This window comes from Pseudomonas sp. 14P_8.1_Bac3 (assembly GCF_025466085.1).
Taxonomy (GTDB): Bacteria; Pseudomonadota; Gammaproteobacteria; order Pseudomonadales; family Pseudomonadaceae; genus Aquipseudomonas.
This window is the reverse complement of the sequence record NZ_JANLOD010000069.1, coordinates 1-26,238: the sequence shown is the minus strand read 5'-3', so window position 1 is coordinate 26,238 and position 26,238 is coordinate 1. Positions and strand designations below refer to the sequence as shown.

19 protein-coding genes and 1 pseudogene are annotated in these 26,238 nt (G+C 61.0%); 7 read left to right on the top strand and 13 right to left on the bottom strand.

Annotation, left to right across the window (positions count from 1 at the left end; all coding sequences use genetic code 11):
• Positions 1 to 123: 123 nt before the first annotated feature.
• Both NTD84_RS24100 and uvrD read right to left on the bottom strand, forming a co-directional pair.
• Positions 124 to 564 carry an EamA family transporter gene (locus tag NTD84_RS24100; RefSeq protein ID WP_262170809.1) on the bottom strand — a complete coding sequence of 147 codons (441 nt, stop codon included), beginning with the start codon at positions 562 to 564 and terminating at the stop codon, positions 124 to 126.
• 83 nt (positions 565 to 647) lie between these two features.
• Positions 648 to 2,831 carry a DNA helicase II gene (uvrD, locus tag NTD84_RS24095; protein WP_262170807.1) on the bottom strand — a complete coding sequence of 728 codons (2,184 nt, stop codon included), beginning with the start codon at positions 2,829 to 2,831 and terminating at the stop codon, positions 648 to 650.
• Positions 2,832 to 3,089: 258 nt separating this feature from the next.
• Here uvrD and NTD84_RS24090 point away from each other — a divergent pair, with 258 nt between their 5' ends.
• Positions 3,090 to 5,951, top strand: a complete 2,862-nt coding sequence (locus tag NTD84_RS24090; RefSeq protein ID WP_262170805.1) for an EAL domain-containing protein — start codon at positions 3,090 to 3,092, stop codon at positions 5,949 to 5,951.
• Between the two features lie 62 nt (positions 5,952 to 6,013).
• Here the strand turns inward: NTD84_RS24090 and NTD84_RS24085 are convergent, their stop codons facing one another.
• Entirely contained in the window at positions 6,014 to 6,328 is a 315-nt protein-coding gene (locus NTD84_RS24085; protein WP_262170803.1) for a hypothetical protein, read from the bottom strand.
• Positions 6,329 to 6,657: 329 nt separating this feature from the next.
• Between NTD84_RS24085 and hexR the strand changes: the two genes are divergently transcribed.
• Positions 6,658 to 7,524: a transcriptional regulator HexR gene (hexR, locus tag NTD84_RS24080; protein ID WP_008027445.1), complete on the top strand. Its 867-nt coding sequence runs from the start codon at positions 6,658 to 6,660 to the stop codon at positions 7,522 to 7,524.
• Positions 7,525 to 7,734: 210 nt separating this feature from the next.
• Positions 7,735 to 7,944 carry a PA3496 family putative envelope integrity protein gene (locus NTD84_RS24075; RefSeq protein ID WP_262170801.1) on the top strand — a complete coding sequence of 70 codons (210 nt, stop codon included), beginning with the start codon at positions 7,735 to 7,737 and terminating at the stop codon, positions 7,942 to 7,944.
• Here the strand turns inward: NTD84_RS24075 and NTD84_RS24070 are convergent.
• Positions 7,886 to 8,848: a LysR family transcriptional regulator gene (locus NTD84_RS24070; protein ID WP_262170799.1), complete on the bottom strand. Its 963-nt coding sequence runs from the start codon at positions 8,846 to 8,848 to the stop codon at positions 7,886 to 7,888. The two genes, NTD84_RS24075 and NTD84_RS24070, sit on opposite strands and share 59 nt — an antisense overlap.
• Positions 8,849 to 9,038: 190 nt before the next feature.
• Here NTD84_RS24070 and NTD84_RS24065 point away from each other — a divergent pair, with 190 nt between their 5' ends.
• Positions 9,039 to 10,454: an acetyl-CoA carboxylase biotin carboxylase subunit gene (locus NTD84_RS24065; RefSeq protein WP_262170797.1), complete on the top strand. Its 1,416-nt coding sequence runs from the start codon at positions 9,039 to 9,041 to the stop codon at positions 10,452 to 10,454.
• A gap of 11 nt (positions 10,455 to 10,465) precedes the next feature.
• Positions 10,466 to 12,274: a sodium-extruding oxaloacetate decarboxylase subunit alpha gene (gene oadA / locus NTD84_RS24060; RefSeq protein WP_262170796.1), complete on the top strand. Its 1,809-nt coding sequence runs from the start codon at positions 10,466 to 10,468 to the stop codon at positions 12,272 to 12,274.
• A 213-nt stretch (positions 12,275 to 12,487) separates the two neighbouring features.
• On the opposite strand, the gene NTD84_RS24055 is transcribed toward oadA, so the two are convergent.
• On the bottom strand, positions 12,488 to 14,689 hold the full coding sequence (locus NTD84_RS24055; RefSeq protein WP_262170795.1) for an autotransporter domain-containing protein: 2,202 nt from the start codon (positions 14,687 to 14,689) through the stop codon (positions 12,488 to 12,490).
• Positions 14,690 to 14,890: 201 nt separating this feature from the next.
• Positions 14,891 to 17,743 (bottom strand): annotated as a pseudogene (locus NTD84_RS24050) (autotransporter domain-containing protein); the annotation flags it as partial.
• A gap of 2 nt (positions 17,744 to 17,745) precedes the next feature.
• On the opposite strand from NTD84_RS24050, the gene NTD84_RS24045 reads away from it, so the two are divergent.
• A complete protein-coding gene (locus NTD84_RS24045) occupies positions 17,746 to 17,988 on the top strand; it encodes a transcriptional regulator (protein ID WP_262170793.1) in 243 nt (80 codons plus the stop codon).
• Positions 17,989 to 18,111: 123 nt separating this feature from the next.
• Here NTD84_RS24045 and NTD84_RS24040 read toward each other — a convergent pair whose 3' ends face one another.
• The 3 genes from NTD84_RS24040 to NTD84_RS24030 are packed head-to-tail and all read right to left on the bottom strand — an operon-like array spanning position 18,112 to position 19,881.
• Positions 18,112 to 18,783, bottom strand: a complete 672-nt coding sequence (locus tag NTD84_RS24040) for a GNAT family N-acetyltransferase (protein WP_262170791.1) — start codon at positions 18,781 to 18,783, stop codon at positions 18,112 to 18,114.
• A gap of 18 nt (positions 18,784 to 18,801) precedes the next feature.
• Positions 18,802 to 19,248 (bottom strand): GNAT family N-acetyltransferase, encoded by a 447-nt coding sequence (locus tag NTD84_RS24035; RefSeq protein ID WP_262170789.1) that lies wholly within the window; start codon positions 19,246 to 19,248, stop codon positions 18,802 to 18,804.
• Positions 19,249 to 19,257: 9 nt separating this feature from the next.
• Positions 19,258 to 19,881 carry an FMN-binding negative transcriptional regulator gene (locus NTD84_RS24030; RefSeq protein ID WP_262170787.1) on the bottom strand — a complete coding sequence of 208 codons (624 nt, stop codon included), beginning with the start codon at positions 19,879 to 19,881 and terminating at the stop codon, positions 19,258 to 19,260.
• A gap of 90 nt (positions 19,882 to 19,971) precedes the next feature.
• Between NTD84_RS24030 and NTD84_RS24025 the strand changes: the two genes are divergently transcribed.
• A complete protein-coding gene (locus NTD84_RS24025) occupies positions 19,972 to 21,519 on the top strand; it encodes a PLP-dependent aminotransferase family protein (protein WP_262170786.1) in 1,548 nt (515 codons plus the stop codon).
• A gap of 108 nt (positions 21,520 to 21,627) precedes the next feature.
• On the opposite strand, the gene NTD84_RS24020 is transcribed toward NTD84_RS24025, so the two are convergent.
• From NTD84_RS24020 to NTD84_RS24005, 4 genes are all read right to left on the bottom strand, one after another.
• Positions 21,628 to 22,728, bottom strand: a complete 1,101-nt coding sequence (locus NTD84_RS24020; protein ID WP_262170784.1) for a polyamine ABC transporter substrate-binding protein — start codon at positions 22,726 to 22,728, stop codon at positions 21,628 to 21,630.
• A gap of 13 nt (positions 22,729 to 22,741) precedes the next feature.
• Positions 22,742 to 23,773 carry a histone deacetylase family protein gene (locus NTD84_RS24015; RefSeq protein ID WP_262170782.1) on the bottom strand — a complete coding sequence of 344 codons (1,032 nt, stop codon included), beginning with the start codon at positions 23,771 to 23,773 and terminating at the stop codon, positions 22,742 to 22,744.
• Positions 23,774 to 24,037: 264 nt separating this feature from the next.
• Entirely contained in the window at positions 24,038 to 25,033 is a 996-nt protein-coding gene (locus tag NTD84_RS24010; RefSeq protein ID WP_262170780.1) for an AraC family transcriptional regulator, read from the bottom strand.
• A 169-nt stretch (positions 25,034 to 25,202) separates the two neighbouring features.
• Positions 25,203 to 26,207, bottom strand: a complete 1,005-nt coding sequence (locus NTD84_RS24005) for an asparaginase (protein WP_262170778.1) — start codon at positions 26,205 to 26,207, stop codon at positions 25,203 to 25,205.
• Positions 26,208 to 26,238: the final 31 nt, after the last annotated feature.

The window sequence follows — 26,238 nt, the reverse complement described above, 5'->3', positions numbered from 1 at the left end:
TACTGGCTAGCGGCAGAGTGTTTCGGGCTTTTGCCTGACAGGTTGCATTCAGCTTCAGTCAGCGCAATAAGGCCTGTTAACTTTGGTCTGTAGGAGGAATGAATAAGTTCTGTAGGAGGATGTCTAGCGTCGCAGCGCCAACATCACCACGCCGGCCGTGATCAGGCCGATTCCGCCCCATTGGCGCAGGTCGAGTTTCTCGCCCAGCAGGATCACGCCGAGCACTGCCACCAGCACCACGCTGAGTTTGTCCACTGGAGCGACCAGCGCAGCCGGCCCCAGCTTCAATGCGCGGAAATAGCAGATCCACGAAGCGCCCGTGGCCAGCCCCGACAGCAGCAGGAACAGGTAGCTCTTCGCAGAGATCGATCCTAAGGACTGATATTGGTCCGTGGCCCACAAAATCAAGGCCAGGCTTATAAGAACCACCACGGTACGGAGCAAAGTGGCGAAGTCGGAATTGACGTTTTCGATGCCGACCTTGGCGAAGATCGCGGTCATCGCCGCGAAAGCCGCCGACATCAGGGCCCAGAATGTCCAGGAAGAAAAGAAGCCTGTGCCCATGATCCGTGCACCCCTGCATCAACGTCCAATACGAACTCCTGTGGGAGCGAGCAGGCTCGCTCCCATAGGAAAGCGGATAAGTCCTAAATCGCTTCCAGCTTCGCGTAACCCAGCATCAGCCACTTGCTGCCTTCGCTGAAATTCACCTGCACCCGTGCCTGTGCGCCGGCGCCTTCGAAGTTCAGGATCACGCCATCGCCAAACACCGAGTGCCGAACGGCCTGGCCAAGGCTGAAGCCGGTGTCGGGGATTTCGCTGCCGCCGAACAAGCTGCTGGAACTCTGCTGCTGACCTCCGCCGAACGGACGGCTGACACTGTTGGAAAGTCGCACTTCCTGAATCAGGCCCTTCGGCACTTCACGTACGAAACGCGACACCTTGTTGTAGGTTTCGCTGCCGTACAGGCGTCGGGTTTCAGCATAGGTCATCACCAGGTTCTGCATGGCGCGGGTGATGCCGACGTAAGCCAGGCGTCGCTCTTCCTCAAGGCGGCCGGGTTCTTCCAGGCTCATCTTGTGCGGGAACAGGCCTTCTTCCATGCCCACCAGGAACACGTAAGGGAATTCCAGGCCTTTGGCGCTGTGCAAGGTCATCAACTGAATGCTGTCTTCGTGCTCGTCGGCCTGGGTGTCCCCGGCCTCCAGCGACGCGTGACCGAGGAACGCCGCCAGTGGCGTGAGGTCTTCCTCCTCTTCCGAGTTCTCAAAGGCGCGTGCGGCGCTGACCAGTTCCTCAAGGTTTTCTACCCGGGCCTGGCCTTTCTCGCCTTTTTCCGCTTCGTGGTAGGCAATCAGTCCGGACTGCTCAATGACCGTTTGCGTCATCAGGTGCAGCGGCATCTCCAGACACTTGGCGGCGAGGTTCTCGATCAGTTCGATAAATGCGCCCAGTGCGCCGGCAGCGCGGCCAGTGAGGCCTTTATTGGCGACCAGCAGGCGCATCGCTTCCCACATCGACACATCGCTGTGGCGCGCGTGTTCGCGAATCGCTTCAACGGTTTTCTCACCGATGCCGCGCGCCGGTACGTTGATCACCCGCTCCAGTGCCGCATCGTTGCCGCGGCCTTCGAGCAAGCGCAGGTAGGCCATGGCGTTCTTGATTTCCGCCCGCTCGAAGAAGCGCTGGCCGCCATAGATGCGATACGGAATGCGCTCGCGCAGCAAGGCTTCTTCCAAAACCCGCGATTGGGCGTTGGAGCGGTACAAAATCGCGATATCGCTGCGGGCCAGGCCGGTTTTCAGCGCACTTTCGATGGTTTCCACGACGTAGCGTGCTTCGTCGTGTTCGTTGAACGCGGCGTACAGGTTGATCGCTTCGCCATCTCCGCCGTCGGTCCACAGCTCTTTGCCCATGCGCCCGGTGTTGTTGGCGATCAGGGCGTTGGCGGCTTTGAGGATGCCGGCGGTGGAGCGGTAGTTCTGCTCCAGGCGAATGATCTCGGCATCGGGGAAATCGTCGGAATACTGGTAGATGTTCTCGATTTTCGCGCCACGCCAGCCGTAGATCGACTGGTCGTCGTCACCGACCACCATCAGGCTGTCGCCGCCTTTGGCCAGCAGACGCAGCCAGGCGTACTGCACGGCGTTGGTGTCCTGGAACTCGTCCACCAGGATGTGCCGGAAACGCTTCTGATAATGCGCCAGCAAACCCGGATGATCGCGCCACAAGTCGAGGGCGCGCAGCAGCAGTTCGGAGAAGTCGATGACGCCGGCACGCAGGCACGCGGCCTCGTAGGCTTCATAAATGCTGCGCATGGTCGCCAGGAACAGATCGCCGCTGGCTTGAATGTGCTGCGGCCGCAGGCCTTCATCTTTCTGCCCGTTGATGAACCACTGGGCCTGACGGGCCGGCCAGCGTTGCTCGTCCAGGCCCAACTCGCGGATGACGCGTTTGACCAGGCGTTGCTGGTCGTCGCTGTCGAGAATCTGGAAAGTCTGGCTCAGGCCGGCTTCCTGCCAGTGCGCCCGCAACAAGCGGTGCGCCAGGCCGTGGAAGGTGCCGACCCACATGCCGGCCGGGTTCAGCCCCATCAACTGCTCGATGCGATGCCGCATCTCGGCAGCCGCCTTGTTGGTGAAGGTCACCGACAGGATGGAGTGGGGCGAGGCGTTTTCGACCTGGATCAACCAGGCGATACGGTGCACCAGCACTCGGGTTTTACCGGAACCGGCGCCGGCCAGGACCAACTGACGACCCACGGAGGCAGCTACGGCCTGGCGTTGGGCATCGTTGAGGGAATTCAGCAGAAGGGAGAGATCATCGCGCATCGGGGCATTCTAGGGGGCCGCGCCACCCCGGGCAAACCCCGCTTTGCTTTAGCCGATGAAACTCATGCGCAGGACGACCGGTCGGTCACCGGCTGCAAGCATTGGCGGGGCTCGCTTGCAGGGTTTGCGAGGGGCAAAAGGGCTCTGTGCTTTTGATGAATTTATGATCGGGGGCAGTTTGGTAAGGGCATTGGCTTGTGTATGCTCCGTCCACGTTTCGGGCTCATGCTCATTATTATAAGAACAAGAATTTTGCCTATGACCCTCAGCTTCGACCTGTCGGGCCCCGCTGTGGAGCCGCGGGTTATCCGCAAACAGTACGTCATGGAAATGGCGGTCGAGCGCACGCGCCTGCTTTATCAGGGCTCGTTGTTGCCGACGCTGTTCATGCTGATCAACGGCCTGGTGTGCGCGGGATTGCTCTGGAGCCCGCAGCGCTATTTCGTGGTCAGCGTCTGGCTGGTGTGGTTGCTGTCGCTGGTGGCGTTGCGAGTGATTCAGGTCGCGGCGTTCGACTCGGCGATTCCCAACCGCCAGGCCCATCCGATCTGGCGCCGCATGTTTTTGCTCGGCTCGGCGATGACCGGCCTGACGCTGGCCGGCGCCGGCATCGCCCTGGTGCCCGCCGACAATTTCATCCAGCAAGCCTGGGTGTTCGGCCTGATCGGCGCGGCAGCGCTTTCGGCCAGCGTTGCCTACGCGGTCAGCCTGCCAGCCTTCCTGTCCTTTACCTTGCCTTGTCTGTTGCCGGCCATTGCCTACCTGTTCTGGGGTGGCGACGAGCAGGCGCAGGGCTGGGGCTGGTTTGGCCTGATTTTGCTGGGGGCGCTGAGTGTCGTCGCCTGGCAGGTCAATCGGCTCATCGATCGCGGGTTACTGCGACGCTTCCAGAATCAGGCGCTGATCGAGCATTTGCAGCAGGCCCAAAGCCGCAGCGATCTGTTGAATCACGAGCTGGCCAGGGAGATCGACCAACGCCGCCGTGCCGAAGACGAGTTACGCGAAATCCAGACCGGCCTGGAAAGTCGCGTCGTCCAGCGCAGCCTGGAGCTGGACGCCGCCAACCAGGCTTTGAGCAAAAGCGAGGCGCGTCTGGGGCTGGCCTTGAAGGCCAGCGAGCTGGGGCTGTGGGACTGGAACCTGCAAACCGATGAAGTCCACCACACGCAGATTCAGGAATTGTTCGGCCTGGAGCCGGAGTTCGTCACGGCCATGCTGCGTCATCTCAAGCCGCGCCTGCACCCCGAGGATTTGCCGTCGCTCAAGCGTGCGCTGGTCGAGCATTTGAAGGGCCGCAGCGAGGACTATCAGATTGAATACCGCGTGCGTCATGGCGATGGCCATTGGGTCTGGATCGAGGACCGTGGGCGAGCGGTGGAGCGTGCCGAAAATGGCCGGGTGATCCGCATGGTCGGCACCCGCCGCGACATCACCGCCAGCAAAAGCATGGAAGCACAGCAGCAACTGGCGGCGACGGTGTTCGAGGCGGCCAGCGAAGGCATCATGATTTTTGACCCGAATTACGCACTCATCGCGGTCAACCAAGCGTTCAGCCGCTTAACCGGTTACGACATCGAAGACATGCTCGGGCGCAATGTCGTGGAGTTACCGTGCAGCCGCGATGCCCGTCGGCACTATGGCGCGATTCATCAGGCGTTGGAGCAACACGGCAGCTGGCAGGGCGAGCTGGTGGAAACCCGCAAGAATGGCGAGCTGTATCCGCAATGGCTGCAACTGAATGCCGTGCGCGACACCCGGGGCAATGTCAGCCATATCGTCGGCTTCTTCGCCGACCTCTCGGCGCGGCGCGAATCCGAAGAGCGCATGCGCTACCTGACTCACTATGACGAACTCACCGGGCTGGCCAACCGTTCGCTGTTCCGCGAGCGATTGCGTGAGGCGCATCAGCGCGTGCGTCAGGGCGGTCGCAGTCTGGCGTTGCTGCACATCAATCTCGACCGTTTCAAATTGCTCAATGACAGCCTCGGTCATGAAATCGCCGACCAGTTGTTGCAGAAAATCGCCCGACGCCTGGTCAATGCGCTGCCGGAGGCGGACACCATCGCGCGATTGTCCGGCGATGAGTTCGCGGTGCTGTTCGACGCTTATGGCAGCCTCTCGAGCCTGGCGCGGGTGGCGACGCGTCTGTCGACCAAATTGCGGGTACCGGTGACGGTCGAAGGGCACGAGTTGGTGGTCAGCGCGTCCATGGGCATCAGCATGTTGCCGGACAACGCGCGGGAAATTTCCGCGCTGGTGAGCCAGTCGAACATCGCCATGCAGCATGCCAAACATTTGGGCGGCAACAATTTCCAGTTCTACACCGAGAGCCTGCAAGCCAGCACCCTTGAACGTTTGCAGTTGGAAAACCAGCTGCGCAAAGCCATCGAAGAAAAGCAGCTGAAGGTTTTTTACCAGCCAAAGCTGTGCCTCGCCAGCGGCCGGCTGAATGCCGCCGAGGCCTTGGTGCGTTGGGATCACCCGACGATGGGCAGCGTCCCGCCAGGCGACTTCATCGGCCTGGCCGAAGAAACCGGACTGATCGGCGCGATCGGCGAGTTCGTGTTGCGCCAGGCCTGCTGGCAGGCCTGCGAATGGCAACGCCAGGGACTGGAACCGATTCGTGTGTCGGTGAATTTGTCAGTGCATCAGTTGCGCCAGGGCAAGCTGGTCAGCCTGGTGCGTCAGGTCCTGGAAGAAACCGGCCTGGCGCCGCACTACCTCGAACTGGAGCTCACCGAAAGCCAGTTGCTGGACAGCGTCGAACACATCATCGCCACGTTCCAGCAGTTGCGTGATCTGGGAGTGAAACTGGCCATCGACGATTTCGGCACCGGCTATTCGTCCCTCAGTTACCTCAAGCGCATCCCGGTGGATTACGTGAAGATCGATCAAGCCTTTATTCGCGGTCTGGGGGAGGGCAGTGTGGATGCGTCGATCACCCGGGCGATCATTGCGATGGCTCACGGGTTGTCATTGAAGGTTGTGGCTGAAGGGGTCGAGCGGGCGGAGCAGCTTGAGTTCCTGCAGGCTGAGCACTGCGATGAAGTGCAGGGCTACCTGATCAGTCGGCCGATAGCAGCGGATGGACTGGCGGCGCTACTACGCGCCCAGGGCTGAGAAGGAGCTTCCCGTCAGGCACAGCGTGACTGACAGGAAGCTCCGAACTCGTTGATGACTTATTACTGGGTAATCAGAACATCATCAATATGGTGCAGAAGTTTGCCTTCATAGAAAATGCTGACGCCGGTGACGTTGGAATTTCCCATTACTTTATATTCGACAAACTTGTCTGTTTCGACTTGCAGTGATATTTCGCTGGTCCTCTCAAGTTTCAACTCCAGTCGCAGATCGAAGGACTTATCTTGAATCGGTGTCATCACCAGTTTTGGCGTGAGGCCCGTGTGTGCGACGGTTACGGTGCCGAAGGTGCGGAAGGAAGCGGCGCCTGGCATACGGTCGATTTGTGCGGTCCAGTTTTTGGTTTTAATACTCATGGTGTGTAACTCCTGTAATTAAGTTAATGGCGTCCTGCGCAAACAATATAACTAGCTTAAGTTGTTTTTGTAGAGGGATAAGTTGGTTTGAGTTGTAACTTTCGGTGTTGTGCTCTGGTTAACTAACATCCGCTACTTTAAATGCCGGTCGTTAATCTTCAAGATATATTCAGTCGCGCTGAAGCTTCGCGGATGAGTGCTACATGGGACACGCACGCCTGAAAGCGAGGGATTCGGTTACGCATTGAGCAGGCAAAAAGCCGATTCATGTAGTATAACTACAAGCTTGCTACATCCCCGGCATCTGCCAATAACAAGAGTCCAGCCCCTTGAATCTGCTGCAACACATCGCCCAGTCACGTCACCTGTTACGCAAGTCGGAGCTCAAGGTCGCCGACCACGTGCTGCTTGACCCAGCGGCGGTGATGCACAGTTCCATGGCCGACCTGGCCCACAGCGTGGGCATCAGCGAGCCGACCATCGTGCGGTTCTGCCGTGCCATCGGTTGTTCCGGGTTTCAGGATCTGAAGCTGAAGCTGGCGCAGAGCCTGGCGGCCGGTGCGAGCTTCGGTCAGTTTGCGATCCATGAAGACGATTCGGTCGCCGACTACAGCCTGAAAATTTTCGACACGACATTGCACACCCTAATGGAGGTTCGCGAGAAGCTCGATCCGGTGGAGTTGCAACGGGCGGTGTCGCTGATGTCCCAGGCTCAGCGTGTCGAGTTCTACGGCTTCGGGGCCTCGGGTGCGGTGGCGGCGGATGCCCAGCACAAGTTCTTCCGGTTGTTGCTGACGGCCGCAGCCTATTCCGATCCGCACATGCAGGCGATGTCGGCGGTGACGTTGAAGCCGACTGACGTGGCGATCTGTATTTCCCAGTCCGGGCGCTCCAAGGATCTGTTGATCACCGCGAACCTGGTGCGCGAAAGCGGCGCCTCGCTGATCACCCTGTGCCCGAGCCAGACGCCGCTCGCCGAGTTGTCGACCGTCAACCTGGCGATTGATGTGCACGAAGACACCGAGATCTATACGCCGCTGACCTCACGAATCGCCCACCTGGTGGTGATCGACGTGCTGGCGATGGGCGTGGCCATGGCGCGCGGTCCGAGCCTGGTCAACCACCTCAAGAGCGTCAAGCGCAGCCTTCGCAGCTTGCGGTTGTCGCCCAAGTCGGTGAAGGCGCTGGACGACTGACGTCGTCGTGAAGTCGTTCCGACCTTAATCGCGAGCAGGCTCGCTCCCACAGGGAGCCTCGGTCGATTGTGGGAATGAGCCTGCGCGCGATGGCGTCAGGCGGTTGCAACGCCTCGTCGCAGCATTCATCGCACTGTCATCCCCCCGCCGCCAAACCGTCATCCCCCGCGCCCATCCTGTAACTCCCGTAATCGCCTTGGGAGACTCGAAATGGCCCAGCCCTACGAAGAACGCAACAGCGCCGTCAAAACCCGTCGTCAGCAAGAAGACCAGCGCCGCATGGAATTCCGCCGCGCTATCGAAGATCGCTGCGAGCGCCGCCAGTTGCTGGCCGAGGTCAGCGATTTTCCCGAACTCGAACTCAACTACTGGCAGGCAGCTCCCGCAACTTCCCGTCGAAACGCTCAACCAGGGCGCTGATCTGCACCCGCTCGCTGCGGATAAACGCAAGGAACGCGTGGGCCACCGGTGATAGCCGTTTGGCCTTGGCCTGCACCAGGCACCAACTGCGAAACAGCGGCAGTTCCTCGATCGGTAACTCGATCAGGCCACCGGTCGCCAACTCAAGGTTCAGGGCGTGGCGTGTCAACAGCGCCACGCCCAGACCCGCCAGCACACATTCGCGCTGGGCTTCGGCCGAGGAGACCTCCTGGGTCTGGTTGAAGTGCACGCGCTTTTCCTTGAAATACTCTTCGCACGCCAGCCGCGTACCCGAGCCGGACTCGCGCAGCAGCAGGGTGTAGGGCTCAAGGTCCTGCAAGCGCAGCGGGCCCATGTGACACAGCGGATGATCCGGCGGCGCCACGGCGACGATCGGGTTGTTGAGAAACGGCAGAAACTCCAGGCCCATGTCCTGCGGCACCATGGACATGATCACCAGGTCATCACGGTTGTCGGAGAGGCGCCGGATCACCTGCCCGCGGTTGACCACCGTCAGTTGCAGGTTCACCTCTGGATGCTGGCGCTTGAACGCGGCAAACAGGTGCGGCACGAAATACTTGGCGCTGGACTCCACGGCCAGTTTCAGCTGGCCCTGCAACGATCCCTGCATGTCCGACAGTTGCATGTCGAGGTTTTCCAGGCGGCCGAAAATGTCACGGCTGGCCCGCTGAAGCGCTTCCGCGGCCTCGGTCATGTAGAGTTTTTTGCCAACGTAATCGAACAACGGCTGACCAATCAGCTCTTCAAGTTGCCGAATCTGCAAGCTCACGGCCGGTTGCGTAAGCGACATTTCATCCGCCGCGCGGCTGTACGACCGCAAATCGCAGACTTCATTGAAAATCTGCAATTGACGCAATGTCATACGCATCAATGACTTACGCATTATCTAAAAGCTCCCGCCGCAGGCTGATGCCGCAACTATAAGTCTTTACTTATGCCTGACCCAATTATTAATCATTTTTGTTAATCCCTTGTGGGGGCTAGTGTGGGGCTGCGACTGAATTGAAACATTTGGTCACGCGTCGACCTGGTCTAGCAGGTCGTGGGTATCACCGGCTCAAGGGAAACTCCAAGTGATAACAAAGATCCTGATCGCCAACCGTGGTGAGATTGCCGTACGAATCGTGCGCGCTTGCGCCGAGATGGGCATTCGCTCGGTCGCGGTCTATTCCGACGCCGACCGTCATGCCTTGCACGTGAAACGTGCGGACGAAGCCCACAGCATCGGTGCCGACCCGCTGGCCGGTTACCTGAACCCGCGCAAGCTGGTGAACCTGGCCGTGGAAACCGGTTGCGATGCCTTGCACCCGGGCTACGGTTTCCTCTCGGAAAACGCCGAGCTGGCCGAGATTTGCGCCGAGCGTGGTATCAAATTCATCGGTCCATCGGCCGAAGTGATTCGCCGCATGGGCGACAAGACCGAAGCTCGCCGCAGCATGATCAAGGCCGGCGTGCCGGTCACGCCGGGTACCGAGGGTAATGTCGCTGGCATCGAAGAAGCCCTGATCGAAGGCGACCGTATCGGTTACCCGGTAATGCTCAAGGCCACCTCCGGTGGTGGCGGTCGCGGTATCCGTCGCTGCAACAGTCGCGAAGAGCTCGAACAGGCTTTCCCCCGTGTGATTTCCGAAGCCACCAAGGCCTTCGGTTCAGCGGAAGTGTTCCTGGAAAAATGCATCGTCAATCCAAAGCACATCGAAGCGCAGATCCTCGGCGACAGCTTCGGCAACGTGGTGCACCTGTTCGAGCGTGACTGCTCGATCCAGCGGCGCAACCAGAAGCTCATCGAGATCGCCCCAAGCCCGCAACTGACCCCGGAACAGCGCGCCTACATCGGCGACCTGTCGGTGCGTGCAGCCAAGGCCGTGGGGTACGAGAACGCCGGCACCGTGGAGTTCCTGCTCGCCGAGGGCGAGGTGTACTTCATGGAGATGAACACCCGGGTGCAGGTGGAACACACCATCACCGAAGAAATCACCGGCATCGACATCGTTCGCGAGCAGATCCGCATCGCGTCCGGCCTGCCGCTTTCGGTGAAACAGGAAGACATCCAGCACCGTGGTTTTGCGCTGCAGTTCCGGATCAACGCTGAAGACCCGAAAAACAACTTCCTGCCCAGCTTCGGCAAGATCACCCGTTACTACGCGCCCGGCGGTCCCGGCGTGCGCACCGACACGGCGATCTACACCGGCTACACCATTCCACCGTTCTACGATTCCATGTGCCTGAAACTGGTGGTCTGGGCGCTGACCTGGGAAGAGGCAATGGACCGTGGCTTGCGTGCCCTCGACGACATGCGTCTGCAAGGGGTCAAGACCACCGCCGCGTACTACCAGGAAATCCTGCGCAACCCGGAATTCCGTAGCGGCCAGTTCAACACCAGCTTCGTTGAAAGCCACCCTGAACTGACCAACTACTCGATCAAGCGCAAACCCGAAGAGCTGGCCCTGGCCATCGCCGCCGCCATCGCCGCCCACGCAGGCCTGTGAGGAATAAAACAATGTCCAAGAAGATTCATGTAACCGACACCATCCTGCGCGACGCCCACCAATCGCTGCTCGCCACCCGCATGCGCACCGAAGACATGCTGCCGATCTGCGACAAGCTCGACAAAGTCGGCTACTGGTCGCTGGAATGCTGGGGCGGCGCGACCTTCGACGCCTGCGTACGCTTCCTCAAGGAAGACCCGTGGGAGCGTCTGCGCCAACTGCGCGCGGCGTTGCCTAATACGCGTCTGCAGATGCTCCTGCGTGGCCAGAACCTGCTGGGCTACCGCCACTACAGCGACGATGTGGTCAAAGCGTTCGTTGCCAAGGCCGCGGTCAACGGCATCGACGTGTTCCGTATCTTCGACGCGATGAACGATGTGCGTAACCTGCGCGTGGCCATTGAAGCAGTGAAAGCTGCTGGCAAACACGCCCAGGGCACCATCGCCTACACCACCAGCCCGGTGCACACCATCGACGCGTTCGTGGCGCAAGCCAGGCAAATGGAAGCCATGGGTTGCGACTCGGTGGCGATCAAAGACATGGCTGGCCTACTGACGCCGTACGCCACGGGTGAGCTGGTCAAGGCGCTGAAGTCCGAGCAGTCGCTGCCGGTCTTTATTCACTCCCACGACACCGCCGGCCTGGCCGCCATGTGCCAGCTCAAGGCCATCGAAAACGGTGCCGATCATATCGACACGGCGATTTCGAGCTTCGCCTCGGGCACCAGCCATCCCGGCACCGAGTCGATGGTCGCCGCCCTTAAGGGCAGCGAATTCGACACTGGCCTGAGCCTGGAACTGCTGCAAGAGATCGGCTTGTACTTCTACGCCGTGCGCAAGAAGTACCACCAGTTCGAAAGCGAATTCACCGCCGTTGACACCCGTGTGCAAGTCAACCAGGTCCCGGGCGGGATGATTTCCAACCTGGCTAACCAGCTGAAAGAGCAGGGCGCGCTGAACCGCATGGGCGAGGTGCTGGCGGAGATCCCGCGGGTTCGCGAAGACCTCGGCTTCCCGCCGCTGGTGACCCCGACCTCGCAAATCGTCGGCACCCAGGCGTTCTTCAACGTGCTGGCCGGCGAGCGCTACAAGACCATCACCAACGAAGTGAAGCTCTACCTGCAAGGTGGCTACGGCAAGGCGCCGGGCACCGTGAACGAAAAACTGCGTCGCCAGGCGATCGGCAGTGAAGAAGTGATCGACGTCCGCCCGGCGGACCTGCTCAAGCCGGAAATGACCAAGCTGCGTGCCGAAATCGGCGCGTTGGCCAAGTCCGAAGAAGACGTGTTGACCTACGCCATGTTCCCGGACATTGGCCGCAAATTCCTTGAGGAACGTGCTGCCGGCACCCTGACGCCTGAAGTGCTGTTGCCCATTCCGGAAGCGGGCGGCGTCGCCTCTGCTGGCGGTGAAGGCGTGCCGACCGAGTTCGTGATCGACGTCCACGGCGAAACCTACCGCGTTGACATCACCGGTGTCGGCGTCAAGGCCGAAGGCAAGCGTCACTTCTACCTGTCCATCGACGGCATGCCGGAAGAAGTCGTGTTCGAACCGCTTAACGAATTCGTCGGCGGCGGCAGCAGCAAGCGCAAGCAGGCCACTGCGCCGGGGCACGTCAGCACCACCATGCCGGGCAACATCGTCGACGTGCTGGTCAAGGAAGGCGACGTTGTAAAAGCCGGCCAGTCCGTGCTGATCACCGAAGCCATGAAGATGGAAACCGAAGTCCAGGCTGCCATCGCCGGCAAGGTCACCGCCATTCACGTGGCCAAGGGTGACCGGGTGAACCCGGGCGAAATCCTGATCGAGATCGAAGGCTGAATTAACAGCCTCGATACAACGCTTTAAACCTCGGGGGGGCATGTGCTCCCCTTTTTTTATTTTCCGTAAATATCCCCGCTCTACCGCACGACATGGAACCTGTAGGAGCGAGCATGCTCGCGATGGTCGTGAACGATAACGCGTACTGCCTGAATCAACGCGGCGTCCTGAAGCCCACCGCCAGCAAGCTGGCTCCTACAGGTGTCCCTGTGGTTAGAAGCTCATGCGCCATTGCCCCGTTACGCCATGGCTACGGCTATCACTGCCCATTTCACCGGTGAGGGCGATGCCGAGCGTATTGCGTTTGGAAAGCTTCAGGTCCATGCCCGCATCGACCATCAAAGTGTTCCGATCCAGTGGCGCGCTGTAGACGCTGTAGTCATTTCCGCCTTTGACAAGACGTTGCCGGGTTTCGGTGTAGACCTCGCCGTACGCGTGTTTCCATCCAGCACTGACGCGCGGCACCAGCTGCATGCCGTTATCAAAAGTGCTGAGCTTCGCCAGGCGCAGGCCGAATGTGCTGCTGAAGTTTTCCTCGGATTGTCCGTGCACCTTCAGTGCTGCGTCCCCACCTTTTTCCGAGAAACCGTCGCGCTGATAACGTTGATAACCAACGCTCGCAAACGGTTCGACGCTAAAGCTCGCGCGGCCCAGGTTGTAGCCGACTTCCGCGAAGGCTTGTTGGGTGCTCGCATCGTAGCGGCCCTTGGGACGATCCTTGAAACCATGGAATTCGACCCGGCGCGCGCTGCTTCCGTCGTGGCTGTTGTGCGTCGCGCCGAGGCGTATGGACATCGGTCCGTCTTGCCGCAAGGCATAGGCCCCGACGTGCCAGCTGTCCAGATCACCCTCCAGTTCCCTGCTTTTCTGCCGTGTGCGGGACTGCCCGCCCATCACACCCAGTCGCCAGTGCTCGTCGATTCGCCAATCAGCGCCCAGCACCAGACCTTGGGTCGAGTGTTGCAGGGGATCATAATCGCGATCCAGTTTCCCGCTGTGTCCCAGCGCTTGCAGCCAGACCCTGCCATTGTCGCCATTTCCCGCAGCAAAACGGGGCGCCCGATTCGGATTGTCAAAAAAACCGGCTGTGTCTAACTGGCGCATGGCCGAGAGCAGCGTCGCGGTGATGGGGGCATCACTGTTCAAAGTCGCTCTGGCAAGATGGGCGTTGCTGTCGCCGGCCAGAATCTCGAGGGCATAGGCGGCGGTCGCTTTATCAGAAGTGAGCAGGGCATTAACGGCGGTGTTTGTTGTGGTAGTCGTTTGTTGAGTAGCGGCGGCAGTGCTTGTCGCGTTGGATGTTGGTGGTAGCGCGGCGGTGGGAGTTGTCGCGTCAGTTGGTTCCGGTGCTGCGGCGGAGGCGTCAGTCACCTTTTCACCGATGGCGCCCGGCGCCCCTTCAGTGGGTGTTTGAATGTGGGGAATGGTTGGCGGCTCGATGATGCTCGCGCCAATCGCCTTTCCGCTTTCGGTCGTGGCGATATCTGCGATGGACACTTCGTTACGAGCGTACGTCAGACCAACCTTCCTTTGATCGTACTGCACGACAGGCTCCATGAAAGCCAGATCATGAAGGACCTTGCCAAATTGTCCCTCGACCTTTTTTGCCTCAATGACGGTGTGCTGACCGGTTTGCGAATAATCACCCGGTACCGCAACGATTTTCAGCGTCGCGTCACCCAAGCTGGCAGTGCCACCGACCCTGATCGTTCCCGCACTGCCATCTGGAGCGACGCCATAAGCCAATACCGCTGAATCGGAAAGGCTCAAGTTACCTCTGACCTTGGGCGCGCCGTGCAAGCTACTGACCTCGAGATTACCGCGCACATTCAGGCTGCCGATGGTGCCCGCTCCCGCGAAAGTGCCGCCTTCTTCAACCTCGACGTGACCCCTGATTTCGCCTTTATTGAAGAGCTGGCCGAGCGTGATCGCGTCGCCCAAAATTTTACCCTCGTTGGTCAGGACCCCTTCATTCAGTACCACCACGCCTTCCTTGAAGTCATTTTTACTGGCCAGCGTCCAAGCGCCCTGGGATTGGTAAAGGCCGGCGAAGTTGCGTGTGTCTCCCAGTGTGCCGCCGTCGGAGGCATCCAGATGAATGACGTTGGTTCCGCCACCGCCTTCAGCCCGACCGTTGAAGCTGCCACCGTTTTTCACGATAAAGAGGTCGTTACCTTTTCCTCCTTTTACAACGCTTTGCGGCGAGTCGATCACATGAAGGGCAGTGTCGGACGCGCCAATAAAGGTGAGAAGCCGATGAAGCGGGTCGCCCTTCAGCTCAACTTTTGGCTGCCCGTCGATTTCGACAGGGGGGGTAGTGGCTTGATCTTCGGCGTGGGAAGGTCCGACGCAACCGAGTGCGAGGGCAATCGCCAAGGCGAGGTGGTGGGGACGATACGTAGGTTGAACAGGCATCAAATTTGGCCTCCGTTGAAAGGAGGCCAAACTCTAAAAGACCACTAATTCCGCGGATGTCAGCCGCTTCCGGGGTCAGCGCGGCTATCGTCGACTCGTTCTGTTGAAAAAAGGCCCGCCGCACGACAACGATGGTTTCTGCCGAGGTCACCGTGCGAATTTTGCCTACAGCCGATCAGGAAGCTGGCACATTTCCCACAATCAAAAACTCATCTGCCACTGCCCGATCAACCCATGGTTGCGGCTGTTATTGCCGATCTCGCCACTGTAGCCAAGCCCCACCGAATGACGCGTTGAAAGGCCCAAGTCCAGCCCGGCCTCCAGCACCAGGCTGTCCCGGTCCAGCGAACTGCCATCGACGCTGAAGGCGGTGCCGCCCACCACGAAGGCCTGGCGGGTGGTGCTGCTGACATCGCCATAGGTGTGTTTCCAGCCTGCGGTCATGCGCGGGGTCAGGGTCATGCCGTTGTCCAATGTCCCCAGGTGCGCCAAACGCAGGCCGAAGGTGCTGCTGAAGTTGTCCTGGGTTTGGTCATCGACCTGCAACGCGGCAGCGCCGCCTTTTTCCTGGTAGCTGTCGCGGTGGTAGCGCTGGTAGCCAAGGTTGGCGAAGGGTTCGGCGCTCAGGCGGCCGCTGCCCATGGCATAACCCAGTTCGGCGAAAGCTTGCTGGCTGTCGGCGTCGTAATCGCCTTTTGGTCGGTCGTTGAACCCGTTGAAGGCGATGGTGCGTTTGCTTTCACCTTGATGGCCACTGTAGGCCGCGCCCAGGCGCAACGCGAACGGACCGCTTTGGCGCAGGGCGTAGACGCCGGCATGCCAGCTCTCGACATTGCCATCGACCCCGGTGGCATCCAGATCGGTCTTCGAGTAACCGCCGAGCACGCCCAGGCGCCATTGCGGATTGAGCGCCCAGTCGGCGCCGAGCACACTGCCCTTGGTGCGTTGTTCCAGACCGCTGCTGCCCTGTTCGCCGTCGATTTTGCCGTAGCCACCAATGGCCTGCAGCCAGAGGCGGCCGCGCGCGTTCGGGTCGTTGAGGTTGCGCGCTTCGGTGGGTACGCCGTTGGATGCCAGGAGGGGTGTGTCCCGCTGATCAAGGCCTGCCAGCAAGCCTGAACCACCGCCCATCTGCTGCATCGCCGAGAGCATGCTGGCGCTGACCTGGCTGCTGGCGCCGAGGGTCGCGCTGGTCAGGTTGGCGTTGCTCGCGCCGGACAGTTGTTCAATGGCCTCGCTGGCGGTGGCGTTAGTGGTGTTGAGCAGCGCGTTGTAGAGCGCGTTGTTTTTGCCCATTGAGGCGAGGCTGTTGGCCGCACTGGCACCGTTGCCGGTGGTGGCGAATTCGTTGAAGGCGATGTCGTTGCGGGTATAGGTCAGATCGACCTGGGTCGGGGTGTAGGCGAGGGTCGGTGTGATGAAAGCGTAGTCGCTGGTGACCTTGCCAAACGTGCCGTTGATGCTCGCGGCTTGCAGCACCGTGTAATGGCTTTGCCACGGGTAGGTGCCGCTGCCGGGGTTCACCGCGAGGGTGGCGCCATTCAGGTTGGCGCTGCCGCCGACGATCACCGGGGCGCTGCTGCCATCGGCATTGACGCCATAGGCGAGCGTGCCGCCGCTGCCGAAGGTCAGATCGCGGCCGATGGTCGCGGTACCGAGCTGGGTGTTGGTGCGCAACGTGCCATTGACCAGAAGACTGCCCACTGAACCACCGCCGGCATACACCCCGCCCGCGTCGACCGTCAGGCCACCGGCAATGCCGCCCTGATTGATCAGCGTCGCGCCACTGCGCACCGCGCCGCCATCACTGAAATCGCCGCTGCCGGTCAGCGTCCAAGCCCCTTGCTTGACCTCCAGCCACTCGAAATTGCGACTGGCGCCGAAACTGCCACCCGCCGCGTCGTCCATCACCACCTGGTCACGACCGGTTCCTCCATCGACGACGCCGACGAAGCGGCTGCCATCGCGCAAGGTCAGGCTGTCGTTGCCACCGCCGAGGTCCAGCGCGAGGCCATCGCTGCCGCTGATGGTGCCGCCGTTGACGACACTGTCAGCGAACTCGCCGACAAATTTCACCCCGAAACCATCGAGGCCCTGAATGGTGCCAAAGTTTTCCAGTGTGGTCGCCGCCATGCCGGAACCGCCGCTGCCGTCGTCCACCAAAATCGCACTGTTGGCGCCGCTGATCAGCGCACCCCTGGCGTTGAAAATGTAGCCGCCACCCAGCGCAATCCCTTCACTGCCATTGGCGAAGCCATTTTTGTCCTCGCCACCGGCACCGACGCCCTGAATGGTGCCGTAGTTTTCGATATGCGCGAGTTGGTCGATGTCCACGCCATCCCCGTCGCCATTGGGTTGCAATCCGGAATAGGCACCGGTGATGGTGCCGTGGTTGATCACGGTGCCATTGCCATCGGAGCCGAAACCGGAGCCGTTACGCCCGGTGATTTGCCCGTAGTTGGTCAGCGTCGCACCGAGGTCGGTGGTGATGCCGTGGCGTCCGCCCGTGATGGTCCCGTAGTTGGTTACCGTCACGCCGGTGGCCGAGTCGATATCGACACCGTCGAATTTCTCGTCGGCATTGTGCGAATCGCCGGTGGAAATCTCACCGTAGTTGGTGATGGTCGCGTTAGCGCCGGTCTTCATGCCATCACTGGCGTCCCCACGAATCAGCCCGCCCGCGCGGTTGATGATGGTGGTCGTGACCCCGGCGCTGCGCAACGCATCCAGGTCCAGGCCCTGGCCGGTGGTGGAGCGGATGATGCCGCTGTTGTCGATCAACAGACTGCCACTGACGAAATTGCTGTCGATGCGCAACGCATCGTTGAACCCCAGAATCTGCCCGCCGGCACGGTTGTAGATGCTGTATTGACGCGCCTGGGTCAGGTCGCCACTGCTGTCGATCGCCCGGCCTCCGGTAGAAACGATCTGCCCGGAGTTATCAATCACCACACCGGCGCCGGTCGTGCTGTCCTTGAGGCTGACGGTCTTGCCGGCATTGGTAATGCTGCCCGGCGCGGAGATCGTCAGCGTATCGGCACCACTCAAGGTTTGAAATGACCATCACCATTGACGCCCGAGCGCTGTTGATCGAAAGCATTCAAGAGGGGCTGGCCCAAGGCACGCTTGAAATCGGTGAAGCGGTCCGACGCTTGCGGGTGGAAGTCACCGGTTTGGTGCGCACGCTGGTGCATATCGAGCATGGCGAAGGTAACCAGACGCTTAAATCGTTGAATGCCGTGTTCAGACCGTTTGGGTTGAAGATGGGCGTGGTGCGGATTCGGCGGGACATCAGTTAGGCGGCGAAGCGCTGGCGATGGATCAAACAGCATCGCGGGCAAGCCACGCTCCCACAGATACCGTGAGGTCTGCAGGAGCGAGGCTTGCCCGCGAAAAAAGGCGTCGGTACGTTCGCCGCTGGTTTACCCGCGGCACTCCACCAATGTTTTCAGCTGGCCGGAATCCGTCTGGTTTTCATCGCTGAGCCACTTCTCAAACCCGGCTCCTACCGACGGCCACTCCGAATCCAGAATCGAGTACCACGCCGTATCCCGATTCTGCCCCTTCACCACCATGTGCTGACGGAACACCCCTTCAAAACTGAAGCCCAACCGCTCTGCCGCGTACTTGGAGCGGGCGTTGCCGTTGTTGCACTTCCACTCCAGACGGCGATAGCCCAGCGCGAACGATTCCTTGGCCAGCAGGTAAACCGCTTCGGTGCTCTTCGGTGAGCGTTGCATGGGCGCGCCGAAAGTGACGTGGCCGATTTCGATGCGACCTTGGGACGGGACAATCGACATTAGGCTGAGGATGCCTTGCACTTCACCGCTGGCGCGATCGATCACGCTGAAGAAATACGGGTCGCTGTTGGCGGCGTGATTGTTCAGCCAATCGTTGAACGCGCTGCGTTCCGGAAGAGGACCGTAAGGCAGATAGTCCCAGAGTTTCGGGTCGGCGCCGGGGCCTTGCAGGGCTTTCCACAAATCGTCGCCATGGCGCGCCGGGTCGAGTTTCTCCAGACGAATGAAGCGTCCTTCGATGATTTGCACGGTAGGGGCCGGGACGCCTTTCCAGTCCGCGAGTGAAGTCGACATGCTTGTTCTCCTTGAACCTTAAAGGGCTTTGCGAAACTGGATGAAACCGGGGCGTTCGGCGATGCGCTCGTAGAGCTGGATCGCGGTGGCGTTGGTTTCGTGAGTCAGCCAGTGGACCTTGTTGCAACCGTCAGCTTTGGCGGTGGCGTAGACGAATTCGATCAGCTTGCGCCCGACGCCGGTGCCGCGGGTCTCGGGCGCCACCAGCAAGTCTTGCAGGTAGCAGGAATTTTCGATCGCCCAGTTGGAGCGATGGTAGATGAAATGCACCATGCCCACCGCCTTGCCATCGGCCCAGGCCAGTGCGGCGTGGGTCGGTTCGTTCGGGTCGAGCATGCGCTGCCATGAGCTGTCGGTGACGGCCTCGGGCAATTCGGTCTTGTAGAAACGCAGGTAGGTTTGCCACAACGGCAGCCATGCGGCGCGGTCGTCGGCGGTGACCTGACGGATTTCAATCTGGCTCATGTTCGTTCCTTAACGCATCAAGTGGGCGATGGCCTGGTCCTGCACATCCGGGCTGGCGGCAAGCCCTTCACGCACGCCGGCGATGTCTGCGGTGTTGCGGTTCTGGCTGAGTTTGCGTTTGCCTTCCAGACGCTGGATCGGCAAGGCAAAACCGACGATGGCCTTGAGCATGCCGTCGATGTAGTCGGCGGGTGCGTCGGCGACTTTCCACGGCTGCGCGCGGCCGGCTTCGTGGCGATCGGTCAGCCCGCTGACCAGGTCGAGCAGGCGCTCGGCATCGGTGAACACCTCGGCCGTGCCGTAGGCGTGCACGGCGACGTAGTTCCAGGTCGGCACGACTTTGCCGTGCTCGGCTTTGCTCGGATAAAAGCCCGGGCTGACGTACGCGTCGGCTCCGGCAAAGATCACCAGCGCTTCGGCGCCATTCTGCAGCTCTTTCCATTGTGGATTGGCGCGGGCGAAGTGGCCGTAGAGAGTGCCGTTCGGGCCTTCTTCCGGACGCAGCAGCAGCGGCAGATGACTGGCCTGCAAGCCTTGCTCGCCGTGGGTCACGATCATGGCGAGGCGGGTGTCGAGTATCTGCTGCTGCAGTTCAGGCAAATCGTCGATGGCAAAATGGCGTGGCAGGTACATGGAGATTTTCCTTGGCGAATGCCTGCATCGTAGGCAGGCTATTGGTCTGTTGTAAGAGCCATTACTGACCAATTTCATAGGTCCATTGCCATGACCGATGCGCCGCTTTCCTTATCGTTCAACCCCGCGGGCATCGAGCTCGATCGCCGTCAGGGCCTGAGCCGTCAGCTCTACCAGGCGTTGCGCGTGCGGGTGCTCGACGGTCGACTGGCCAGCGGCACGCGATTGCCGGCCAGCCGGGACCTGGCCGCTGCGTTGGCGATTTCCCGCAACAGCGTGGTCCGAGCCTACGATCAGCTGTATGCCGAGGGATTCATCGAAGGGCGGGTGGGCGATGGCACCTATGTCGCCCAGTTGCCTGAAACGGCGCTGCCGGTAAAAAAACTATCCACAAAAGTATCCACAGGGTTTTCAACAAGCTTACCCACAGCTTTATCCACAAATTGGCTGGATTTACCTGTGGTTTCATCCAGTAAAGTTATCCACAGCGGGGCGCTGGCGCGGGTAGAAAACAACCATTTGGCCCTGCCACCCAGTGGCCCGCCACGGGCATTTCGGGTGGGCGTTCCGGCGTTCGATCTGTTCCCGTTCGAGGTGTGGGCCAAGCTGAATGCGGCTTTCTGGCGAAAACCGGATTTGCAGCAGCTGTGTTACGGCGATCCGGCGGGCGACGCCCGACTGCGCGGCCTGATTGCCGCTTACTTGCGCAGTTCGCGGGGAATGCAGTGCACCGCTGAACAAATAGTGATCACCAGTGGCGCGCAGCAGGGAATCAGCCTTTGTGCACAGCTGCTGGTGGAGCCTGGGGATGGCGTTGCGATCGAGAATCCTGGGTATCGGGCTGCGGCGCATGCGTTCGCGGTGGCGGGGGGGCGATTGCACGGCGTATCGGTGGACAGCGAAGGGATCAATTGCGCGGAAATGGAGACGCTGAGCGATTGCCGGCTGGCGTACGTCACCCCGTCGCATCAGTACCCGACCGGCGTGATCATGAGCCTGGCGCGACGCCTCGAGTTGCTGGCCTGGGCCGAGCGGACCCAAGGCTGGATCGTCGAGGACGATTACGACGGCGAGTACCGCTACAGCGGCGCGCCTTTGGCACCGTTGGCCGCGCTCGATCGGCAGGGGCGGGTGTTATACGTCGGAACCTTCGGCAAGGTCGCGTTCCCGGCGCTGCGCCTGGGTTACCTGGTATTGCCGCCTGCGCTGGTGAATGCATTCTCCCGTCGGCGGGCGGTGGATGTGCGGCATTCCGAAGTCAGCACCCAGGCGGTGATGGCCGAGTTCATCGCTGCGGGGCATTTCCAGCGGCACATACGGCGCATGCGTCGGGCCGCCTTGAGTCGGCGCAATACCCTGCTGGCCCACTGGCCTAAAGGTATTCCCGGCGTCGGCAGCCTGCCCGGTGTCGCCGCGGGGCTGCATTTGACGGTTTCAGTCGAGAGTGTGGCCCGCGAACGTGAGTTGGTGGCCCAGGCCGAGGCGGCAGGTGTCGAGATCAATGCCCTGAGCAGCTATTGGCTGCCGGATTCGACCCGGCCGGTGGATGAGCGTGCCGGATTGGTGCTGGGATTTGCCGCTGTGCCGGAGGCGGATATCAAGGCGGCGCTGGTCCGCCTGCGTAATGCCTTCCTGTAGGAGCGAGCCTGCTCGCGATGGACTCGAGAACGAAGCGTTTAACCGGGAAACACCGTTATCGTTAACGACCATCGCGAGCAAGCTCGCTCCTACAGAGGCAGGCGGTGATCAGGTCCCGGACTTGATCTTGGTCCAGGCCCGCGTCCGCGCACGTTCGGCATCACGCGGCAACGGTTGCAGGGTGTAGAGCGTGCCCATCGCCGCTTCGGTCGGGTACAGGTTCGGGTTGTTGCGGATGGCCGGGTCGACCAGTTCCGTGGCGTCCTTGTTCGGGTTCGGGTAGCCGACAAAGTCACTGACCGGCGCGATCACCTGCGGCTGCAGCAAGTAGTTGATGAAGGTGTAGGCGTCTTCCGTGTTCTTCGCGCCCTTCGGAATGGCGAGCATGTCGAACCAGATAGGCGCACCTTCTTTCGGCAGGCGCATGTCGACGATCACGCCGTTCTTGGCTTCCTTGGCGCGGTTGGCGGCCTGGGAGAAGCTGCCGGAATAACCGACCGCGACACAGATGTCGCCGTTGGCAATGTCGGCCATGTACTTCGAAGAATGGAAGTAGGTGACGTAAGGCCGGATCTTCATCAGCAGCGCTTCAGCCTTGTCGTAGTCCGCCGGCTTCTTGCTGTTGGGGTCGAGGCCAAGGTGTTGCAGGGCCAGCGGCAGGATCTCCGATGGCGAGTCGAGCAGGGCGACGCCGCACTGCTTGAGCTTGCTGATGTTCTCTTCCTTGAAAATCAGGTCCCAGCTGTCCACCGGTGCGTTGTCACCCAGCGCGGCCTTGATCTTGGCCGGGTTGAAGCCGATCAGGATGGTGCCGTACATGTACGGCACGGCAAACTTGTTGCCCGGATCGTTGGCCTCGATCAGCTTCATCAGCTTGGGATCGAGGTGGTTCCAGTTCGGCAGTTTGCTGCGATCCAGCGGCTGGAAAACCCCGGCCTCGATCTGCTTGGCGAGGAACACGTTGGACGGCACCACCACGTCGTAGCCGGAGTTGCCGGTCAGCAACTTGGCTTCCAGTGCTTCATTGGTGTCGAAGATGTCGTAGACCAGTTTGGTCTGGGTGTTTTGCGCCTTGAAGTCTTCCAGCGCTTTGGGGGTGATGTAGTCGAACCAGTTGTAGACGCGCAACGTTCGCTCTTCAGCGTGGGCAGCAACGCTGAGCACCGAGGCGCACAGGGCGGGTGCGATAAACCGCTTGAGTCTGTTCATTATTATTGTTTCCTCATTGAGCGCTTTCAAAACCTTCAAGCACGTTCACGGCGTTGATGCCGATTTCCTCGACCGCGTAACCGCCTTCCATCACGAACAGCGTCGGCACGCCGAGCCTGGCGATGCGTTCGCCCATCGCCAGGTAGTCCGGGCTGTCGAGCTTGAATTGGGAGATCGGATCGTCCTTGAACGTGTCGACGCCCAGGGATACCACCACGACATCGGCGCCGTATTTCTCGATCTCTTTGCAGGCCTGTTCCAGCGCCGCGCTCCAGGTGTCCCAAGCGCTGCCGGCGGGCAATGGGTAGTTGAAGTTGAAGCCTTCGCCCGCGCCTTCGCCCAGCTCATCGTCGTAACCGAGGAAAAATGGAAACTCGGCTTCCGGGTGGCCGTGGATCGAGGTGAAGAGCACGTCGCTGCGCTCGTAGAAAATCGATTGCGTGCCGTTGCCGTGGTGGTAATCGACGTCGAGGATCGCGACTTTTTTGTGGCCCTGGTCGAGGAAGGCCTGGGCGGCGATGGCGGCGTTGTTGAGGTAGCAATAACCGCCCATCAAATCGCTGGCGGCGTGATGTCCCGGTGGACGGCACAGGGCGAAAGCACTGCGCGCGCCGCGCTGGATTTCGGCCTGAGCGGTCAACGCGACTTGCGCCGCGCTGTAGGCTGCTTGCCAGGTGCCGGCGGTAATCGGGGCGCCACCGTCGAAGCTGTAGTAACCCAGCTCGCCGTGCAGGCTGGTCGGCTTGATGCGGCGCAAGGTGCGGGCCGGCCAGGTGTAGGGCAGCAAGTCGCCGTCGGTATTGAATTCGGTCCAGCGCGCCCAGGCGCCTTTGAAGAAGTCGAGGTAGTCGCGGCTGTGGATTCGCGCGATCGGGTCGAGGCCGAAATCCTGCGGCACTTCAACCGGGCCGAGGTTCTGCTTTTGCACCCTGGCCAACACGTGGTCGGCACGTGAAGGCATTTCGAAGCAGGGCTTGAGTTGCCCATCGATCAATTCACAACGGCCGTGGTGCAGGTGGTGATCATCCGAGTAGATCGTCAGCATTTCTTGTTCTCCGCAGGCTGATTCGGTTGGCTACAGTCTTGCGGCGCACGACGATTCGGAGAACGGCAGGAAAGGCCAAAAGGGGATTTATGTGGCCAAAATAATTGACCGAAATTCGCCCCTTGTTGGCGCGACGATGCGCCAGCGTTTGGCATGGAATACGGACACTGTGGGAGCGGGCTTGCTCGCGAAGTCGCTCTCTCAGTCAAAGATGCAGTGACTGACACTCCGCTTTCGCGAGCAAGCCCGCTCCCACAGGGATTGTCAGTGGGGCCTGAACTGACTCGGCGCCACACCGCTCCAGCGCACAAACGCATGGCGGAAACTCGCGGTCTCGCTGAACCCCAGCACCTCGGCGATCCGGTAGATCGGCATCTGGTCTTCACACAGCATGTGTTTGGCCTGTTCGAAGCGCAGCTCATCCAGCAGCTCCTGATAGCTACACCCCAGATCCTTGAGGTGCCGACGCAACGTCCGCGCCGAACAATTCATCTGTTCGGCCAGGCCTTCGAGCCCGGGTGCGGCATTGAGTTGCGCGCTGAGCAGCTGGCGAATTCGCCCTAGCCACGCCTGCCGTCCGGTGAACTCGGTGTTCTGTTTGCGGCAGCGCTCGGCCATCGCCTGGTGGGTGATGACGTCGGCGAGCGGCAGGGGTTGGTCGAGCCAGCGTTTGTCAAAGGCAAAGGCATTGTCCCGAGAGGCGAACGTCAGCGGGCAATTGAAGGGTTCGGCATAGGCCGCTTTGTAGTCGGGGGCAGCGTGTTCGAAGCGGGCCGCCAGCAGCGGCAACGAATGACCGAGCAGGTCGTCGCAGATGACTTTCAATGACACCAGGCAGAATTCGGCGTTGAACACCGCGAGTGCCGGGGTCTCCCGGTAATCGGCGGCCACGAACCACACGCGCTCGCCGTCTTCTTCCAGGCTCAGCTCGAAAACTGTTCCCAATAGCGCCGGATAGCGCATCGCCAGACGCAAAGCGTCACCGAAGGTGGCACTGGTGAGCAGCGCATAACCGAGCATGCCGTAGGAAGAAACGTGCATCCGCCGACCCAGCTCCAGGCCGATATCACGCTTGAGCGCGACCGCGTTGGCGCAGACCTGCATCTCCTGATTGGTGGTGATGCGCGTGTCGGCCCGGCTCAGGTCCGCCGCACTGATGCCGCTGCCCGCGAGTAACGCGTCGCTGGACAAGCCTTCGGCCTTGAAGGCATCGAGTACCAGAGAAACGGCATTGAGGGTGGTGAGGTGGGAGTGGAGCATGAGTGGCTTCCAGCCTTGGGATGGCTGGAGACAGCAAATTGTGTGCCGGTCACTTGTAGGAGCCAGCTTGCTGGCGATGGTCGCGAACGATAACGCTGGCAGCCTGACCCCCGCCGCGAACTTTCGTCCATCGCGAGCAGGCTCGCTCCCACAGGTGTTTTGTGTGGTATCAGATGAGTTCGCCGCAGAGGTCGAGTTCGACGAGGCGCCGCACTTCAGCCGTATCGAGCCCCGCTCCCAGCAAGCCATGCAACTTGCCGAACGCCGCTTCCCGGGTCATGCCGCCACCGGAGAGCACGCCAACCCCGCGCAACCGGCTGCCAGCTTCGTACACATCCAGCTCGACGCCACCTTCATGGCACTGTGTCACCGCAACCACCACCACGCCGTTGTCCCGTGCCCGCGCCAGCGCGGCGAGGAACTCGGGGTTGTCGCCAGGTCCGGTGCCGCTGCCGTAGCATTCCAGCACCAGGCCCTGAATGCCGCTGTTCAGTACGCCATCGAGCTGCTCGGCGCCAATGCCGGGGAACAACGGCAACACGGCGACGTTCGCCAGTTGCTTGCGCTGGTTGTAGTTCAACGCGGCCGGCAGCGAAGGCGCCTTCGCACCACCGCCCTGGCGTTCCAGACGCTTGAACGGGTGGCGACCGAAACTGCGCACCTTCGCGCAATGGGTCGGGTCCAGCAGCTCGCCGTGGAAGTACAGATGAACCCCCGGTGCCAGGCCTTGGCCCAACGCGACCAACGCACCGCCGAGGTTCTCCCAGGCATCGCTGTCGGTCACGCCGGCCGGTAGCATCGAACCGGTAAAGCACACGCGGGCCTGCAGGCCGAGCAATTGAAAACTCATGGCCGCGGCGCTGTAAGCCAGGGTGTCGGTGCCGTGGAGGATCAGCACGCTGTCGCAGCCCTGCACGTCCACCGCGTCGACCACCGCCTCGCGCAATTGCTGCCAATACGCCGGGGACATGTTGGCGCTGTCGATCAGCGGCGACATCTCGCGAAAGCGCCACTGCGGCACCAGCAGCTCAGGCTGGCTGTGCAGGTAATCGCGCATCCGCGCTTCGAAACCGGATGCCGGAGCCAGGCCGTTGGCGCTGGCTTGCATGCCGATGGTGCCGCCGGTGTAGAGCACCATGACGTGCTGGGCGGCAGGGTAGGTCGAGGAATTCATGGAGCTGCTCCGAGAACGATGGGTTCCCGTG

Excerpts from the sequence above, each read along its gene's own strand:
- NTD84_RS24100 (WP_262170809.1), bottom strand. The coding sequence starts at position 564 with ATGGGCACAGGCTTCTTTTCTTCCTGGACATTCTGGGCCCTGATGTCG.
- uvrD (WP_262170807.1), bottom strand. The coding sequence starts at position 2,831 with ATGCGCGATGATCTCTCCCTTCTGCTGAATTCCCTCAACGATGCCCAA.
- NTD84_RS24090 (WP_262170805.1), top strand. The coding sequence starts at position 3,090 with ATGACCCTCAGCTTCGACCTGTCGGGCCCCGCTGTGGAGCCGCGGGTT.
- NTD84_RS24085 (WP_262170803.1), bottom strand. The coding sequence starts at position 6,328 with ATGAGTATTAAAACCAAAAACTGGACCGCACAAATCGACCGTATGCCA.
- NTD84_RS24075 (WP_262170801.1), top strand. The coding sequence starts at position 7,735 with ATGGCCCAGCCCTACGAAGAACGCAACAGCGCCGTCAAAACCCGTCGT.
- NTD84_RS24070 (WP_262170799.1), bottom strand. The coding sequence starts at position 8,848 with ATGCGTAAGTCATTGATGCGTATGACATTGCGTCAATTGCAGATTTTC.
- oadA (WP_262170796.1), top strand. The coding sequence starts at position 10,466 with ATGTCCAAGAAGATTCATGTAACCGACACCATCCTGCGCGACGCCCAC.
- NTD84_RS24055 (WP_262170795.1), bottom strand. The coding sequence starts at position 14,689 with ATGCCTGTTCAACCTACGTATCGTCCCCACCACCTCGCCTTGGCGATT.
- NTD84_RS24045 (WP_262170793.1), top strand. The coding sequence starts at position 17,746 with ATGACCATCACCATTGACGCCCGAGCGCTGTTGATCGAAAGCATTCAA.
- NTD84_RS24040 (WP_262170791.1), bottom strand. The coding sequence starts at position 18,783 with ATGTCGACTTCACTCGCGGACTGGAAAGGCGTCCCGGCCCCTACCGTG.
- NTD84_RS24035 (WP_262170789.1), bottom strand. The coding sequence starts at position 19,248 with ATGAGCCAGATTGAAATCCGTCAGGTCACCGCCGACGACCGCGCCGCA.
- NTD84_RS24030 (WP_262170787.1), bottom strand. The coding sequence starts at position 19,881 with ATGTACCTGCCACGCCATTTTGCCATCGACGATTTGCCTGAACTGCAG.
- NTD84_RS24025 (WP_262170786.1), top strand. The coding sequence starts at position 19,972 with ATGACCGATGCGCCGCTTTCCTTATCGTTCAACCCCGCGGGCATCGAG.
- NTD84_RS24020 (WP_262170784.1), bottom strand. The coding sequence starts at position 22,728 with ATGAACAGACTCAAGCGGTTTATCGCACCCGCCCTGTGCGCCTCGGTG.
- NTD84_RS24015 (WP_262170782.1), bottom strand. The coding sequence starts at position 23,773 with ATGCTGACGATCTACTCGGATGATCACCACCTGCACCACGGCCGTTGT.
- NTD84_RS24010 (WP_262170780.1), bottom strand. The coding sequence starts at position 25,033 with ATGCTCCACTCCCACCTCACCACCCTCAATGCCGTTTCTCTGGTACTC.
- NTD84_RS24005 (WP_262170778.1), bottom strand. The coding sequence starts at position 26,207 with ATGAATTCCTCGACCTACCCTGCCGCCCAGCACGTCATGGTGCTCTAC.